This is a genomic window from Nocardia transvalensis (assembly GCF_015477765.1).
In the GTDB taxonomy this organism is placed as follows: Bacteria; Actinomycetota; Actinomycetes; order Mycobacteriales; family Mycobacteriaceae; genus Nocardia; species Nocardia transvalensis_A.
Genome location: NZ_JADLQQ010000001.1, coordinates 883,808 through 899,195 on the forward strand (window position 1 = coordinate 883,808; position 15,388 = coordinate 899,195).

Annotated in this window: 15 protein-coding genes and 1 tRNA gene; 8 read left to right on the forward strand and 8 right to left on the reverse strand. The window is 66.9% G+C overall.

The window, feature by feature from the left end:
* Nucleotides 1–69: 69 nt before the first annotated feature.
* The gene (locus IU452_RS03815) at nucleotides 70–1,047 is read right to left on the reverse strand and encodes a helix-turn-helix transcriptional regulator (RefSeq protein WP_195107417.1); all 978 of its coding nucleotides are present in this window, start codon (nucleotides 1,045–1,047) and stop codon (nucleotides 70–72) included.
* A 54-nt stretch (nucleotides 1,048–1,101) separates the two neighbouring features.
* Nucleotides 1,102–1,899, reverse strand: coding sequence for a M23 family metallopeptidase (locus IU452_RS03820; protein WP_324192421.1), 798 nt, complete (start codon nucleotides 1,897–1,899; stop codon nucleotides 1,102–1,104).
* Nucleotides 1,900–2,146: 247 nt separating this feature from the next.
* Between IU452_RS03820 and IU452_RS03825 the strand changes: the two genes are divergently transcribed.
* Together IU452_RS03825 and IU452_RS03830 are read left to right on the forward strand one after the other, a co-directional pair.
* Complete coding sequence (locus IU452_RS03825) at nucleotides 2,147–3,190, forward strand: nitronate monooxygenase (RefSeq protein WP_195107419.1); 1,044 nt, start codon at nucleotides 2,147–2,149, stop codon at nucleotides 3,188–3,190.
* A 57-nt stretch (nucleotides 3,191–3,247) separates the two neighbouring features.
* A complete protein-coding gene (locus IU452_RS03830; RefSeq protein WP_195107420.1) occupies nucleotides 3,248–3,640 on the forward strand; it encodes an SCO5389 family protein in 393 nt (130 codons plus the stop codon).
* A 70-nt stretch (nucleotides 3,641–3,710) separates the two neighbouring features.
* On the opposite strand, the gene IU452_RS03835 is transcribed toward IU452_RS03830, so the two are convergent.
* The 4 genes from IU452_RS03835 to IU452_RS03850 form a co-directional block, all read right to left on the reverse strand.
* The gene (locus IU452_RS03835; RefSeq protein WP_195107421.1) at nucleotides 3,711–4,553 is read right to left on the reverse strand and encodes an SAM-dependent methyltransferase; all 843 of its coding nucleotides are present in this window, start codon (nucleotides 4,551–4,553) and stop codon (nucleotides 3,711–3,713) included.
* A gap of 225 nt (nucleotides 4,554–4,778) precedes the next feature.
* Nucleotides 4,779–6,395: an acyl-CoA synthetase gene (locus IU452_RS03840; RefSeq protein ID WP_228816310.1), complete on the reverse strand. Its 1,617-nt coding sequence runs from the start codon at nucleotides 6,393–6,395 to the stop codon at nucleotides 4,779–4,781.
* Between the two features lie 22 nt (nucleotides 6,396–6,417).
* Entirely contained in the window at nucleotides 6,418–6,888 is a 471-nt protein-coding gene (locus IU452_RS03845) for a PaaI family thioesterase (RefSeq protein ID WP_195107423.1), read from the reverse strand.
* A gap of 86 nt (nucleotides 6,889–6,974) precedes the next feature.
* Nucleotides 6,975–8,609, reverse strand: a complete 1,635-nt coding sequence (locus IU452_RS03850) for a long-chain fatty acid--CoA ligase (protein WP_195107424.1) — start codon at nucleotides 8,607–8,609, stop codon at nucleotides 6,975–6,977.
* A gap of 396 nt (nucleotides 8,610–9,005) precedes the next feature.
* Here IU452_RS03850 and IU452_RS03855 point away from each other — a divergent pair, with 396 nt between their 5' ends.
* The 4 genes from IU452_RS03855 (at nucleotide 9,006) to IU452_RS03870 (ending at nucleotide 12,655) form a co-directional block, all read left to right on the forward strand.
* Nucleotides 9,006–10,145 (forward strand): acyl-CoA dehydrogenase family protein, encoded by a 1,140-nt coding sequence (locus tag IU452_RS03855; protein ID WP_195107425.1) that lies wholly within the window; start codon nucleotides 9,006–9,008, stop codon nucleotides 10,143–10,145.
* Between the two features lie 74 nt (nucleotides 10,146–10,219).
* The gene (locus IU452_RS03860; protein ID WP_195107426.1) at nucleotides 10,220–11,686 is read left to right on the forward strand and encodes a flavin-containing monooxygenase; all 1,467 of its coding nucleotides are present in this window, start codon (nucleotides 10,220–10,222) and stop codon (nucleotides 11,684–11,686) included.
* Between the two features lie 76 nt (nucleotides 11,687–11,762).
* Nucleotides 11,763–11,835: transfer RNA gene (locus IU452_RS03865), tRNA-Arg, on the forward strand.
* Between the two features lie 292 nt (nucleotides 11,836–12,127).
* Entirely contained in the window at nucleotides 12,128–12,655 is a 528-nt protein-coding gene (locus IU452_RS03870) for a hypothetical protein (RefSeq protein ID WP_195107427.1), read from the forward strand.
* 71 nt (nucleotides 12,656–12,726) lie between these two features.
* Here the strand turns inward: IU452_RS03870 and IU452_RS03875 are convergent, their stop codons facing one another.
* Complete coding sequence (locus IU452_RS03875) at nucleotides 12,727–13,158, reverse strand: DUF5994 family protein (protein ID WP_195107428.1); 432 nt, start codon at nucleotides 13,156–13,158, stop codon at nucleotides 12,727–12,729.
* A gap of 156 nt (nucleotides 13,159–13,314) precedes the next feature.
* On the opposite strand from IU452_RS03875, the gene IU452_RS03880 reads away from it, so the two are divergent.
* Entirely contained in the window at nucleotides 13,315–14,055 is a 741-nt protein-coding gene (locus IU452_RS03880) for a TetR/AcrR family transcriptional regulator C-terminal domain-containing protein (protein ID WP_195107429.1), read from the forward strand.
* Nucleotides 14,056–14,141: 86 nt separating this feature from the next.
* Here the strand turns inward: IU452_RS03880 and IU452_RS03885 are convergent, their stop codons facing one another.
* A complete protein-coding gene (locus IU452_RS03885; RefSeq protein ID WP_195107430.1) occupies nucleotides 14,142–14,870 on the reverse strand; it encodes a TetR/AcrR family transcriptional regulator C-terminal domain-containing protein in 729 nt (242 codons plus the stop codon).
* 156 nt (nucleotides 14,871–15,026) lie between these two features.
* On the opposite strand from IU452_RS03885, the gene IU452_RS03890 reads away from it, so the two are divergent.
* On the forward strand, nucleotides 15,027–15,191 hold the full coding sequence (locus tag IU452_RS03890; protein WP_195107431.1) for a hypothetical protein: 165 nt from the start codon (nucleotides 15,027–15,029) through the stop codon (nucleotides 15,189–15,191).
* The last annotated feature ends 197 nt before the right edge of the window (nucleotides 15,192–15,388 follow it).

Consider the following 15,388-nt stretch of genomic DNA (forward strand, 5'->3'; position numbering starts at 1 on the left):
TAGAAGGGTGCCCGAGCGTTGCGCCGATACCCGAATTCTTTGGGCTCCGTCACATGGGGCGGGGCCGGGCTACAGCCAGCCGCGGCGAATTGCCTGCACACCTGCTTGGAATCGGGTACTAGCCCCCAACCGTTCGAGCAGGCTGGCGGTGCGGCGCACCACGGTGCGGCGGGACATGCCCAGGCGGCGGGCGATGGTGTCGTCGGTGGCGCCCAGGCCCATCAGGGTGAGGATGGCGCGGTCGCGCTCGTCCAGCGGCTCGGCCGGGTTGACCGAGATCGGCGCGGACAGCGACCACAGCACGTCGAAGGTGCGGATCAGCAGATCCAGCGTGGGCGAGGGGCCGATGCGCAGGCCCATCGGGTCACCGCGGCGCTCGTCGTGATGCAGCATCAGGCAGGCCCGCTCACCATCGGCGATGATCACCTTCACCGGCGGGTCGGGCAGGGTGCGGGCCTGCGCCCCGGCGGAGGTCACCGCCAGCGCGTGCCGCAACCGATCGGCATCGTGATAGATGGTGTCCTGATAGAGCAGCTGATAGCGCACACCGGCATCGATGCGCGCCGACTTCAATTCGAACAGCCGCTCGGCCCGTTCCTCGTCGCAGATGTAGGGCGCGCGTTCGACAGCCTTGATGCTCTTGCGGGCATTGCGCTGCAGATCCTCGAATTCCGCGATGATCTCGCGGGTCTCGTACATCGGCACGATGGTGCCGTCGCCCCGCACCGAGCGGCGCACCGACCGGAACGTCTCGCCCAGCCGCGCCGCCGCCGCATGCATGCGCGCGGTCTCGGCCTGCCGACGGCGGCTTTCGGCCTCCGACAGGGCTTCCGGGGCGTGGGCGTCCCACACCGTGATGCCGTTGCTATCGATACGTACCGCCGCCTGTAACTCGCACAGCAGATCCAGGGCCCCCTCCAGGGCCGCCGGTGAGCACTCCAGATATCCGGCCAGTTCGGTGAGGCCGGATCTGGGGTGCTGCACCAGGGCCGCGTAGACGCGCCCGGGCAGGGAATCGGAATCGAACAGTTCGTGCAAGCCCGTCAAACCACCAACCCCCGCGACCGCTGTCCGCGTGAGCGCGGCTGCCGGCCATCGGATCTAGACTCCCGGACCCCACTGCTGCGACAGGAGCACGCCCTTGCTGGCCAGGTAACGAGCCGGATCGATCTTGGCATCGTTGGGATCCCAGATCTCCAGATGCAGATGGGGGCCGGTGGAGTCGCCGCGGTTGCCGACGGTGGCGATCACGTCACCGGCGTTCACGCGCTGACCCACATGGCTGAGGATGTCGTTGACGTGGCCGTAGACCGCCGTGGTGCCATCGTCATGCTTCACCCGCACCCACAGTCCGAAGCCGGAGGCCGGGCCCGCATCGATCACGGTGCCGTTCTGCACGGAATGAATGGGAGCGCCGAGGGCGTCGGCGAAGTCGACACCGGAGTGGAAGGCACCCCACCGGGCGCCGTATCCCGAGCTGACGACACCGGCCACCGGCCGGACGGCCGGGGCGGGTGCGACCTGCTGCTGCAGGCCCTTGATCACCTGCTCGGCCTGCGCCAGCGGACCGGCGACCTCCGGCGGCAGATTCTGCAGACCGAACGGCGCGGGGGCGGGCGCGGCGACCGGCTCGGCCACCGGCGCGGCGGCCGGGGTCTCCACGGCGGCGATCGGTTCCGGCTCGGCCTGCTTGGCCTCCTTGATCGGCTCCGACGCCACCTCGAGGGTGATCGGATCGGCCTGGCCGCCGTCGTTGCCGTTGGCCAGCAGCGGGGCGGCGTGGGCGAGTTGGGAGGCGGTGCCGATCAGGGCACCGGCGGCAACGGCGGCGCTGGCCGCCAGTTTCACGCGGTCGCCGGTGCGCGGCTCGGCACGGTGCCGGGTCGGACGACCGGTCACACCATCTCCGAGCAGATCCCAGACTGATACGGAAGCGGAGGTCTCACGGTGCTGCGGCAAGGCTCGTCCTAGCGTCGATCAACGGTGTGGCTGCCGGACCGAAACCTGCGTTCGGTAACGATTCGGCATCTGTTGTGACGGAAACTGTACTCCGTCGTGACCTTTCCGCAACCTTCCGCACAAAAAGCGCTGCTCGAGACCGGGATCACACGCGACGCACGGCCGCCGGGAGGGCCACACTGGGACCGTGATCCTCGACGAGTTGCGAACCCCGATCGTGCTGGCGCCGATGGCCGGCGGACCGTCCACTCCCGAACTCGCGGCGGCGGTATCGGAGGCGGGCGGGCTCGGCTTCCTCGCCACCGGCTACCTCGGCGCCACCGACAGCGCCGACCGCATAGCCCGGCTCCGCAAGCTGACCGAGGCGCCGTTCGGCGTGAACCTCTTCGCCCCCGGCACCCCGACGCCACCCGAGCGGTTCGCCGCCTATCTCGAGCAGGTGGGCCGCCAATACCCGCTGGGTGACGCACGATTCGACGACGACGACTGGAATGCCAAGCTGGACCTGCTCACCGCCGACCCGGTACCGGTGGTGTCGTGCACCTTCGGCTGCCCGTCGGCCGCCGAGGTGGCGCGGCTGCACGCGGCGGGTTCGGAGGTGTGGGTGACGGTCACCTCGGTGGCCGAGGCGCGGGCGGCGGTCGAGACCGGTGCGGATGTGCTGGTGGCCCAGGGCTCCGAGGCCGGTGGACACCGCGGCACCTTCGTGGACCGCCCGGACGACGATGCCGCCGACCCGCTGACGCTCCTCGCGCTGGTGCAGTTGCTCGCCGCGGCGGTCGATCGCCCGATCGTGGCCAGCGGTGGAATCGCCACGGGCGCAGGCATTGCCGCGGTGCTGGCCGCCGGTGCGCGAGCCGCCCAGTTGGGCACCGCCTTCCTGCGCTGCCCCGAGGCGGGCACCGCGAGCGTGCATCGGGACGCGCTGCCGATCGACACCCCGACGATGTTGACCCGCGCCTTCAGTGGTCGCCGGGCCCGCGGTCTGCGCAACCAGTTCATCCTCGATCATCCCGACGCGCCTGCGGCGTATCCCGAAATCCATTACGCCACCAGCCCGTTGCGCAAGGATGCCCGCGCGGCGGGCAACGCCGACGCGGTGAACCTCTGGGCTGGTCAGACCCACACACTCGCCGCCGAGCTGCCCGCCGCGGAGCTGGTGCGCAACCTGTCAGCGGATACGAAATCGGCTCTGCAGTTGGCACTTTCGTACCCGATCCAGTCTTGTTGACAACGTTTTTCGTTTAGAATCGGGTGACACCATCCGCCATCCCAGGAGGAGAGCGCCATGTCACTGGACGTCCCAACCGCCCTACTCGAGCGGGCCGAACGCGGTGAGGTCAGCGACGCCGAGTTCGTCGAATGCGTCCGTACGTCGCTGCCGTATGCCTACGAAGTGGTGAGCCGGGTGGCAGCCGATTTGCGTTCCGGCACGGCCGAGTTCGCGGACAACCAGATTCCTCCGCCGGATGAGGTGGCGCGCGGCCAGCTGCTGCGTGCCATGGCTTCCGACGCGATCCGCGGTGGCCTGGAGCGGCATTTCGGGATCAAGCTCGCCTTCCAGAACTGCCATCGGGTGGCGGCCTTCCCGCTGGCGGCCGTGGGCGGCGACACCTACTCCCGCTTCATCTCCACCCGCGCTCAGCTGCTGAACCAGAGCCCGGAGCTACGCAACTGCTGATTTTCGGCCAGTTCAGTAGGGAACCGGCGCGGGCGATCCCCTTCCGTCCGCGCCGGTTTCGCTGTGCGGGTCAGGGCTTGCGGCCGACGCCTGCCCAGTACCACGCGGATCTGGGGTCCACCGGGCGGTTGTGGTCGGCGTCGGCGTCGAGGTCGGGGCGCCAGGTGACCACGGGGACCACGCCGGGGTCGACGATTTCGGTTCCGGCGAACAGGGTTTCGGTTTCGGCACGGCTGCGCGGGTAGAAGGTGATACCGGCCTGCTCCGAGGCCATCACCACATTCTTCATGGCCTTCGGATCGAAATCCGCTGTGGGGTGGGTCATTACGAGGCAGCTGCCGGAGGGTAGCGCGCTCAGCAGTCGTGCCACGATGCCGTGCGGGTCGTCCTCGTCGCGGAAGTACATCATCACCGCGACCAGCATCAGGGCGACCGGGCGCTCCAGATCCAGGGTGTCGGTGAGGACCGGGTCGGCCAGGATCGCGTCGGTGTCGTGCAGATCGGCGTGGATGAACGAGGTCTTGCCCTCCGGCGTGCTTCCCATCAGGGCTCGGGCGTGCGCCAGCACGATCGGATCGTTGTCCACGTAGACGATGCGGGCGGTGGGATCCATCTCCTGCGCGACCTCGTGGGTATTGCCCGCCGTCGGAATGCCGGTCCCGATGTCCAGGAACTGGGTGATGCCCAGTTCGCCGATGACGTAGCGCACCGCGCGGCCGAGGAAGGCGCGGTTGGCGCGGGCCATGTCGCGGATGGCGGGTATGTGAGTGGCGATGGCGTCGCCGAGCGCGCGATCGGCCGGATAGTTGTCCCGGCCACCGAGCCAATAATCGTAGACCCGGGCCTCGTGCGCCACCGAGGTATCGATTTTGGTCGGTAATCGGGATGCGGTCCGGCCGCTGCTGTCCGACATGGTGAATCCTTCTGTTTACTGCCGCACCAGGATAGTCCAGCGAACACCGGGCATGCGGCGCTTCCACAGGAAAGTCGGACATTCCGACGAAACCCCTAAATCGCCAGGCCGAAGGTCAGAAAATCGCTTCTCTTACAGCACTTCCGAGCGGCCTATTTCCCGAACGGAATTTTCGGATATCCATGGGTGCGCAAAAGGACAGCAACGGCCCAGGCGGCGGGTGGGCTACAGCTCGCGGAGTAGGCGGGCGAGGACCTTGCCGGTGGGGTTTCGGGGCAGTTCGGCGAGGAAGACCACGCGGCGGGGGACCTTGTAGCGGGCCAGATGGGCCTTGACATGGGATGTGACGGCCTCTTCGGTGAGCCCGGGATCTTCGCGCACGACGAATGCCTCGAGGCGGGCGCCGAATTCCTCGTCCGGCACACCGATGACCGCGGCCTCTCGAATCCCGCCGTGCGCGTTGAGAAGTTCCTCGACCTCACCGGGAAAGACGTTCTCGCCGCCGGAAACGATCATGTCGTCGTCGCGGCCGTCGATGAAAAGCCGACCGGCCGTGTCGAAATGGCCGAGATCCCCCGAGGACATCAGGCCCCGGATGCGTTCCTTACCGCCGCCCCCGGTGTATCCCTCGAATTGAATGACATTGCCGACGAAGATGCGGCCGGTGACACCGTGCGGCACCTCGTTTCCGTTGTCGTCGAGGACCTTCACGACCGCCCCGAGCACCGGGCGGCCGACACAACCGGGCTCCTCGGCCAGATCGGCGGGCGTGGCCACGGTGGCGTAGGCGACTTCGGTGGACCCGTAGACGTTGTAGACCACCGGACCGAACAACGCCGTCACGCGGCGGCACAGATCGGCGCCCAGTCGCGATCCCCCGACGAAAATGACGCGCAGCGAGGACAAGTCGCGCCCGGTCAATGCCTGCGGGCCGAGTTCGGCCATGCGCGCCAACATCACCGGCACCGCGATCAGGGTGGTGGCGTGGTGGTGGGCCATGCTGTCGATCACCCGCTGGGCATCGAAGCGGCGGCGGATCACCAGCGTGCATCCGAAGCCGATGGCCAACAGCGCCATGGCGAAACCGAGCGTGTGGAACAGCGGCGCCGGACATTCGGTGACCTCGCGTGTGCGGAAGGGCACCCGACTCAGCAACGCGCCCACCGGTTCCAGCGAGCGCGGCTCCGGTCGTGGCGCACCCTTCGGCGTTCCGGTGGTTCCGCTGGTGAGCAGGATGATCTTGGCACCGGTGCCGGGTGCCGGCGGTGGCGCCGACGAGCCTGCGGCAATGAGGGATTCGAGGCTGCTGGTGTGCGCGGAATCGGTCCACGCCCGGTAGGCGCCGCGGCGTGGACTGAGATCGCCGAGGCGCGGCTCGTACTCCTCGTCGTAGACCAGCAGATCCGCACCCTCGCGCAGCGCCACCTCGCGCAGCTGCGGACCCGCGAAATCGGTGTTGAGCAGGATGATTCGAGCACCGCACTTGGCGGCGGCGAACAGCGCGTCCAGCAACCCGCGATGGTTGCGGGCCAGGATCGCCACGCCCTCACCGGAACGCAGCCCGCGCTTGCGCCATTCGTTGGCCAGCCGGTTGGAGCGGTCGTCGAGTTCGCGGTAACTCAGCGTGCCGAGCTCATCGATGAGAGCAGGACGATCACCGTAGCGGCCCGCCGAAAGCCGCAGCATCGCAGGCAAAGCCCCGTATCGCAGCAGGGCGCTGCCCGCCGACAGCAACGGCCACGGCGATTCGAGGCCGACCAGACCGCTGCCCACGCACAGGCGCAGCGATTCGAGTTCGGTCCGGGCCCGCACGCCGAGGTTGCGGAGCAGTGTCGTGGTCATAGCCGAACTCCGTTGCATGGGGTTACGTAGCGTGCGTGCGTAGCTGATACAGCCCTCGGGTTTCCGCCACCACGACCCCTTCGGCATCGGTGACGGTCGCATTCAGCGTGAAATCGGCCTTCCCGTCGGCGTCGGCCTCGGCGGTGACCCTGGTGATGTCTTCCTCCGACAGCGAAGCCTCGGAGCGCACATCGGTTTTCGCCGGTTTGCGGAAGGTGATCTGCAGGTCCTTGACCAAGGGGAAGTACTTGGCCATATCGAAGGTGGCCATCGGGATGGCGCCGCCGAGCACCTCGGCGACGGTGAACAGCACACCGGCGTACATGACGCCGAAGTGGTTGCCGTTGCCCTCGATCGGCACCGTGAATGCGGCGTAGCCGCGACGCACCTCGAGCGCCCGCACCCCCATTTTGTGCGCGACCGGAATGGTGAACTCTATTGCGCTGTTCACGATATCCACGTATGCGGGAGCGTCGCTGTTCGTCTCGGCCATGATCATCCTTCCGTACACCAGGTCGCCCCGGCCCCGAGGCCGGGGCTTCAGGGTACGACACCCTGTTGACGTGGCGTCAATAGCACCTACAACGTCACGACCTTCAGTTCCCCGTCCGCATACCGGGCCCGCAGCCGCTTCTTGTCGAATTTGCCGACGCTGGTCTTGGGGATCTCGTCGACGAACGTCCAGTGCTCGGGCAGTTGCCACTTGGCGAACTTGTCTGTCAGGAAGGTGCGCAGGTCGGCAGGCTCGACGGCCACGCCCTCCTTGAGCACGACCGCCACCAGCGGCCGCTCGTCCCATTTCTCGTCCGGCACACCGATCACCGAGGCCTCCGCGACCGACGGATGTCCCATGATCGCGTTCTCCAGATCGACCGACGAGATCCATTCGCCGCCCGACTTGATCACGTCCTTGGAGCGGTCCACCAGGGTGAGGAAGCCGTTCGGGCTGATCTTGCCGACATCGCCGGTGCGCAGCCAGCCGTCGTGGAACTTCTCCGCATCCACCACCGCACCCTCGGGCGAGTAGTACGACGCGGCGATCCACGGCCCTTTCACCTCGACCTCACCGAGGGATTCGCCGTCGTTGGGCACGACACTGCCGTCGTCGGCGACCAGCCGCGCCTGCACGGACGCCGGGAAGCGGCCCTGGGTGTAGCGGTAGGCCCATTCCTCCTCGCCGGTCACGCCTTCGGGCGGATGCGCCACGCTGCCCAGCGGCGAGGTCTCGGTCATACCCCACGCGTGCAGCAGCCGCACACCGTGCTTTTCCTGGAAGGCGCGCATCATCGCGGGCGGCACGGCGGAACCGCCGACCACCACCCTGTCCAGATGCGAGATGTCCTGCGGCTTCGCCTCCAGGCCGGCGAGTACCCCACCCCAGATGGTCGGCACCGCCGCGGCGAAGGTCGGCTTGACCACGCCCATCATCTCGAGCAGCGGCCCCGGCTGCAGAAAGCGGTCGGGCATCAGCAGATTCGCGCCCGACATCATCGCCGCATACGGAATGCCCCAGGCATTGGCGTGGAACAGCGGCACGATCGCCAGCACGGTGTCGCGTTCGCTGAACCCCATACCGTTGGGCGCGACCACCTGCATCGCATGCAGCCAGTTCGAACGATGGGAGTAGACAACACCTTTGGGGTCGCCGGTGGTGCCGGAGGTGTAGCACATACCGGCGGCGGAGCGCTCGTCGAGGACCGGGAAGTCGAAGGTATCCGATTGGGCCGCAAGCAGTTCGGTGAAGGAGTGCACTTCGATACCGGCGGGCGCCTGCAGATCCGCGGCATTGCCGTTGGCGACGATCACGTGGCGCACGGTTTTCAGGTTCGGCAGGTACTGGGCGAACATCGGCAGCAGCGAGCCGTCGACGATCACCACCTGATCCTCGGCGTGATTGGCCACGTAGATCACCTGCTCCGGGAACAACCGGATATTGAGCGCGTGCAGCACCGCACCCATGGCCGGCACGGCCGCATAGACGACCATGTGCTCGTTGTTGTTCCACATGAAGGTGCCGACCCGATCCCCCGTGCCGATCCCCAGCCCCCGCAGCGCATTCGCCAGCCGCGCGGACTGGGCGCCCAGTTCCCGGTAGGTCATGGTGCGCACGCCCGTACCCGTCCATGTGGACACCGTGCTGTCACCCTGAAATGTCGCCGCGTACCGCAGCAGCGTCGCCAGCGACAGCTGCTCGTCCTGCATCGTGCTCCACATCTGAACCGCTACTCCTTCACCAGTGAACCGGGTCACACATGCCGCGAGGATAGCCGAATCCGTTACCCCTGGTACCCCCTACAGAGGGCGGCTGCGCGCGACGAGCCCCACCCTCGTCGCGCGCAGTCGCCACTGCCAACCGTCACCACCCGACGCACAGCAAACGGTCGGCAGACCGCTCGGCACGGCATCCCGCTCGCGGCGACACCCCCTGCGGCAGCACCGAGAGCCCCAAAACCGCACCGAGACAGGCTATTTGGAGCAGAACATTAGAAAGAAAGATTAGGGATGCGTAGTACTGTTGTCCAGTCGGCGACAGGGCACGCCGAGGCAAAGCAACGAAGGCGCCGGGACACCTAGAGTGCGAGGGGAGAACCAACCGCTGGAAGGACGACCATGCCCGTCGAACGCATGCTGCCCACCCCGGAGGCCCGGGATCTGATCGAGTTGACGCGCGAGATCGCCGACAAGGTGCTCGAGCCGACCGTCGTCGAGTACGAGAAGCAGCAGCGGTATCCGGACGAGGCGTTCCGGACGTTGGGCGCCGCGGGGCTGCTGAGCCTGCCGTATCCGGAGGAGTTCGGCGGCGGCGGACAGCCCTACGAGGTCTATCTGCAGGTCCTGGAGGAGTTGGCGAGCCGCTGGGCGGCGGTCGCGGTGGCCGTCAGCGTGCACAGTCTGTCGTGTCACCCCGTCTTCGTCTTCGGCACCGACGAGCAGAAGCGGCGGTGGTTGCCGGAGATGCTGAGCGGCAACGTGATCGGCGCCTACAGCCTGTCCGAGCCGCATGCCGGATCCGATGCGGCCGCGCTGCGCTGCCGGGCGGTCGAGGCCGACGGCGGCTACCGGATCACCGGGTCGAAGGCGTGGATCACCAACGGCGGGAAGGCCGATTACTACACGCTGTTCGCCCGGACCGGAGAAGGTTCCCGCGGGATCTCCTGTTTCCTGGTGCCCGCCGGCACCGCCGGGCTGTCGTTCGGCAGGCCCGAGGAGAAGATGGGCCTGCGGGCGGTGCCGACCACGACGGCGGCCTACGACGACGCGTTCCTGCCCGCGGAGCGACTGATCGGCGAACCGGGACAGGGACTGTCGATCGCGTTCAGCGCCCTGGACTCCGGACGGCTCGGCATCGCCGCGGTGGCGACCGGGCTGGCGCAGCGCGCCCTCGACGATGCGGTCGCCTATGCGAAGGAGCGGGAGGCGTTCGGCCGCCGCATCATCGACCATCAGGGTCTCGGCTTCGTGCTGGCGGATATGGCCGCCGCCGTCGACACCGCGCGGGCCACCTATCTCGACGCCGCGCGCCGCCGCGACGCCGGTCTGCCCTATTCGCGCCAGGCCAGCGTGGCCAAGCTGGTCGCCACCGATGCCGCGATGAAGGTGACCACCGACGCGGTGCAGGTGTTCGGCGGCTACGGCTACACCCAGGACTTCCCGGTCGAGCGCTATATGCGCGAGGCCAAGGTCATGCAGATCTTCGAGGGCACCAATCAGATCCAGCGCCTGGTGATCGCCCGCCACCTCGCGGGGTAGGAATGGCCGGAAATGTTGATTGATTGTCCCCTGATCTCTCATTATTCCGAGGTCGGGGGCCATACTCTCGGTATATGAGTCGCACGCCGTCCATCCTCATCATCGGCGCCGGGTTCGCGGGCCTCGGGCTGGCGCTGGAGTTGCAGCGCGCCGGTATCGATAGCTTCACGATCCTGGAGAAGGCCGACGATCTCGGCGGCGTCTGGCGGGAGAACACCTATCCGGGCGCCGCCGTTGATGTGCCCTCGCCGCTGTACTCGTGGTCGTTCGAACCGAAATCCGATTGGCCACGGCGGTTTTCGCAACAGCGCGACATCCACGAGTACATGCGAACGGTGGCCGACAAGTACGGCCTGCCTCGCAAGATTCGCTTCCGCACCGAGGTGACCGACGCCGAATTCGATGAGCGCCAAGGTATTTGGCAGGTACGCACCGCCGACGGCGCCACCCTCACCGCCGACATCCTGGTGCCGGCGGTGGGGCAGCTGTCGCGTCCGGCCCTGCCGAATATCGCAGGGATCGATACCTTCGCCGGACCGTCGTTCCACTCCGCCGAATGGGATCACAGCGTCGATCTCACCGGGAAGCGAGTGGCCTGCATCGGCACGGGAGCCAGTGCGATCCAATACATTCCGGAGATTCAGCCGAAGGTCGCCCAGCTGACGCTGTTCCAGCGTTCGGCGGCGTGGGTGCTGCCCAGGTTCGACACCGAGTACAGCCCAACCCATCACGCGCTGTTCAAATACTTCCCGCCCAGCCGCTGGGCCGAACGCTTCGCTATCTGGGCCACCTTCGAGGTGCTGGCGCTGGCGCTGACCGATATCCCGGCCATCAAGCACCCGGTGATCGCCCTCGCCAACCGTCATCGCACCCGGCAGGTGCCCGATGCGGAACTGCGCCGCAAGCTCACCCCCGACTACGCCGCGGGCTGTAAGCGCGGGCTGTTCTCCAACGACTACTTCCCCGCCCTGGCACAGCCGAATGTCACGGTGGAGACCGCCGCCATCGAGGCGATCACCCCGACCGGCATCCGCACCCGCGACGGCGTCGACCACGAGGTGGACGTCATCGTCTACGGCACCGGCTTCAAGGGCACCGAATTCCTGGCTCCGATGAATATCTACGGCCTGGGCGGGCGCAAACTCTCCGACGAATGGGCTCCGGAGGGCGCCCGCGCCTACCTGGGCATGTCGGTCCCGGGCTTCCCGAACCTGTTCATGATGTACGGCCCCAACACCAACCTCGGTTCCGGCTCGATCATCTACATGCTCGAATCCCAGGCCCGCTACATCCGCCAGGTGGTGCACTACCTGTCCGGCCGCCCCGGCACCTTCGTCTCCGCCCGCCCCGCCGTGGAGCAGGCGTGGGACGACTGGCTGCAGAACCGCCTGAAGGACACTCCCTGGAACTTCTGCTCCAGCTGGTACCGCAACGCCTCCGGCCGCATCACCAACAACTGGCCCGGCGCCACGGTCCTGTTCCGCTGGAAGACCCGCCGCTTCAACCCCACCGACTACACCGAAACCACCGCCACGGCCTGATGCGGCCGATCGCCCCCGAACCAGGTAAACTCCGCCCGAGCCCGGAACCACCTCGCGCCCGCGCGACCCCGGGCACGCCCTCGTAGCTCAGGGGATAGAGCACCGCTCTCCTAAAGCGGGTGTCGCAGGTTCGAATCCTGCCGGGGGCACGTACAGCGTCTACACAACGAACGGGCATGAGCCGTCCTTGCTTGCAGATTCCCCGGAGCGCATTGTTCCTGGCTACAACGCAAAATCCGCTTCTACTATCAGTTGGCCACCGAGAAACGGAAGGTCGACCGCGCATCCTTCATGCGTAGTGGCTGTTCGACTCGCCGGGCCGCCACCCCCATCCCTGCTTTCGTGAACGCGACGGTGTCGGTGGATCTCCTGTGTCTATGGTGTGGCGGGATGAGCTGAAAGTGCTTGCCGCGCAACTTGTATCTCGTGTGAGGAGATTCCGTGTCCGAAGGTCTTCTCGGTTCGGCCACTGGTATTGCGGGGCCTGCGGAGGTCACCGTTACCCCGCGGACAAGATTGGTCACCCCCTACCCGGTCCGGATAACCGGTACCTATCGTTGTCCGCCGGGCACGCCCGGCCGGCTGCTGGTCGCGTGTGTGCAGGCCCGTGTCGGAGCCGGAGATCGTGGTGACGTCGTCTGGGGAACGGTGGTGGGCGGTGAGGTTCTGCAGATCGATGCCGGTAGGCAGATACATTCGTTCAGGATCGACCTCGGTCGGCAAACGGATGTCGATGCACTGTCCGACCCATGGGAGTACCCGAGGGGAGAGATGGTGCGAGTGGTCGCGAAGCTCTACTACGACGAGTTCACCGATCGGTTGGAGTGGGAACGCTTTGTAGAAGATCGTGTCGACGAATTCCCTGCGGAGACCACAATCGGAGCGAGTCACCCGACCGAGGTCGGCTACAGCGAGGCGCACCGCGAGCTGGTGCTCGCGTCCGTCGCCGAGACGGTTGTCATCGACTGACACCGACGATTTCTCCGGAATCAACGTCCGGCGGGCCGCCACTCGAGTGGATCGTTGGTCCGGCCTGCTGCCTAAGCGGGAGGGACGGTCGCTGGTTCTCGGGCAACCACGGCCATCAGGGTGGAGTGCGCGATGTCGTGGTCGGTGGTCGATGCGATGACGCGCAGCACGATCATGCGGCCGTTGCTGCCGTAGACGTACATGGTGTTGCCCAGCTCGAATTGGTAGGCGTCGAGTTGTATTGCGCGGTTGCCGACGGTCAGTTGCCGGGGAACACGTGACCAGCTTGCGCGGTCGTAGACGACGCGCTGGATGGGCCCCAGCCGAACCGCCAAGACCGCCAACAGATCCGGCAGTTCGGCGGTGAGTTTGCCGGATCGGGGCCACCATGCGCCGTCGAGGTATCCCTCGCGGTCGGCTTTCGGCTTCAGCCGCAATCGGGGTGTGTAGTCGGGCGGAACCGGATGTCGGGCGGATCGGCGGGGAATCGATAGTGGCGCCATGCGGATACTCCTGTTCGGCGGCGAATTCGAATCGGCGCTTCCTCGGATTTTGTCGGCTACTTCCAGTAGACGCCTTGCGTCCCCATGTGTCAACGATGTAGGTCTACACTAGTCGGAATTCTGTCGACGTTTCCGAGGAACGGAGTGCCGTCCGCGATGGCCGAACCGCCGATCAACCGCAAGCCCTCCCGATCCAGGACCGAGCGTTCGGCCGCCGGCCGCAGAGACAGCCCCGTGACCCGGGACGCGGTGCTGGCCGCGGCGCTCGAGATCGTCGACCGCGATGGGGTCGACGGCCTGTCGATGCGGCGGCTGGCCGATGCGGTGGGCCGGGATCCGATGGTGCTCTACCGGCATGTACCGAATAAGGCCGCGATCCTAGACGGTGTCGCCGAGGTCGTCTCCGCCCAGCTTTCGGTCGATCCCTCCGCCGCCGACTGGGTTGCGCAGATACGTGCGGTCGCCCGCGATTTCCGGCGGCTGGCACTGGCGCATCCGAAAGCGGTGCCGCTGTTGGTGACCCGACCGCTGGCCACTCCGCTGGGGCAGCGGCCCACGGCGGTGGTGCGACCGCTGGAGGACATGCTCGCGCTGCTCACGCGCGCGGGCTTCTCCGACGTCGATGCCCTGCACATCTACCGGGCGCTGTTCGGATTCCTCTACGGTCATGTGCTCAACGAGCTGCAGGAGATCGTGGAAAGCCCGGAGGAAACCGATGAACTACTGCGGCTCGGGTTGTATCGACTGCCGATCGGCGAGTTTCCGTTGGTGCGCGGGCTCGCACCGATTCTCGCCTCCTACGACGGCGCCGCCGAACTCGAACGCGGGCTCGACATCCTGCTGGCCGGACTCACCGCGACACTTCCCGGCCCGGGCGGCAACCCTGCTCAGTCGTGATCTCGGCGGACTGCCGCTCCGCCTTCGAAATTCCACCGCCGCTGCTCTGCGGCAAGCACTTCGGCGTCGCTCGGCGACTTCGTCTGTCAGGCGGCCGGGGTGATGGTGGTGGTGAGCCCGGCCAGCAGAATGTCGAGGCCACGTTCGAGTTCGGTGACGCCGTCGTAGGCGGCCAATTCCGGTGCGAGGCCGCGCAGCAGCGGGAATTCACCGAGCGGTAGGCGCTGCAGCCCGAGCCGCAGCAAGTCGGTGGGTTCCTCGGGGCGCTCGATGATCTCCTGCAGTTCGTTGAGCACATGCCCGTAGAGGAATCCGAACAGGGCGCGGTAGATGTGCAGGGCGTCGGTGCTGCTGAAATCGGCTCGAGTGAGCAGTTCCAGGATGTGTTCCAGTGGTCGCAGGGTGCCCAGAGGCCGCAGCCCGAGCGGGGTCGCCAGCGGGCGGGTGACCAGCAGCGGAACTACATTCGGGTGGGCAACGGCCAGCCGCCGGAACTCACGCGCGATAACGCGCAGTTGGTGACGCCAATCGGGATCGGCACTGTCGACGGTGAGCTGCCCGAGCACGATCTCGGTCACTCCGTCGAGGAGCGCGGCTTTGTTGGCCGCGTGTCGGTAGAGCACCATCGGGTCGCGGCCGAGCGCTTCGCCGAGGCGCCGCATCGATAGCCGGTCGATGCTGTCGCGGTCGATGATCTCGAGCGCGGCGGCCAGTATCGCGGCGCGGGTGAGCGGGCTGCTGTGGGCGTGGTCGTCGGCGGGACGAACCGTCGGCGGGTCCGGGCCGCCCGGTGACCCCGTCCTCGTGTCGTTCATCGGCGCCCTTCCTGAGAGTTCAGTGTGAAGTCCACGATGTAATCCTACACTGTAGACAGACGTTGTATGTGCGCCTAAGCTGGGGTAATAACCGGCTAATGCGTCGAACTGTCGGCCGATTTCGGCCTACCGCGCATCCGGGGACGGGATTATCCGATGACCGAGAACAAGCTCGCGTACCAGCTCCAGGTGGCGAAGGCACGCCTGGAGAAACTTCTCGGCAGTACCAGCACCCGTGGTCCGTCAGAAGGGCCCGGGTATCGGGCCCGTGGCGGCTTCGGGCGAGTCGAGCACAAGCTGAGAAGCGTATTCAAGCGCTGACCAGATCCTCGACGCATTCGGCGTCGGCGCCGGGCAACTTCTCATCGGTCCGTCCATGGCACAGCACCCTGAACTCGAGGAAATGAACCATGGCAATCACAGAAGTCGCCGTCTACGCACATTTGAGCGCGGCCGACGTCGAGGCGCTCGGGCGCGAACTCGACAAGATCCGCCGAGACATCGAGGATCAACGCGGT

Coding starts and splice junctions, on each gene's coding strand:
- IU452_RS03830 (WP_195107420.1), top strand. CDS start 3,248: ATGTCACTGGACGTCCCAACCGCCCTACTCGAGCGGGCCGAACGCGGT.
- IU452_RS03875 (WP_195107428.1), bottom strand. CDS start 13,158: ATGGCGCCACTATCGATTCCCCGCCGATCCGCCCGACATCCGGTTCCG.
- IU452_RS03890 (WP_195107431.1), top strand. CDS start 15,027: ATGACCGAGAACAAGCTCGCGTACCAGCTCCAGGTGGCGAAGGCACGC.
- IU452_RS03845 (WP_195107423.1), bottom strand. CDS start 6,888: ATGGCCGAGACGAACAGCGACGCTCCCGCATACGTGGATATCGTGAAC.
- IU452_RS03880 (WP_195107429.1), top strand. CDS start 13,315: ATGGCCGAACCGCCGATCAACCGCAAGCCCTCCCGATCCAGGACCGAG.
- IU452_RS03850 (WP_195107424.1), bottom strand. CDS start 8,609: ATGTGGAGCACGATGCAGGACGAGCAGCTGTCGCTGGCGACGCTGCTG.
- IU452_RS03855 (WP_195107425.1), top strand. CDS start 9,006: ATGCCCGTCGAACGCATGCTGCCCACCCCGGAGGCCCGGGATCTGATC.
- IU452_RS03840 (WP_228816310.1), bottom strand. CDS start 6,395: ATGACCACGACACTGCTCCGCAACCTCGGCGTGCGGGCCCGGACCGAA.
- IU452_RS03885 (WP_195107430.1), bottom strand. CDS start 14,870: ATGAACGACACGAGGACGGGGTCACCGGGCGGCCCGGACCCGCCGACG.
- IU452_RS03835 (WP_195107421.1), bottom strand. CDS start 4,553: ATGTCGGACAGCAGCGGCCGGACCGCATCCCGATTACCGACCAAAATC.
- IU452_RS03860 (WP_195107426.1), top strand. CDS start 10,220: ATGAGTCGCACGCCGTCCATCCTCATCATCGGCGCCGGGTTCGCGGGC.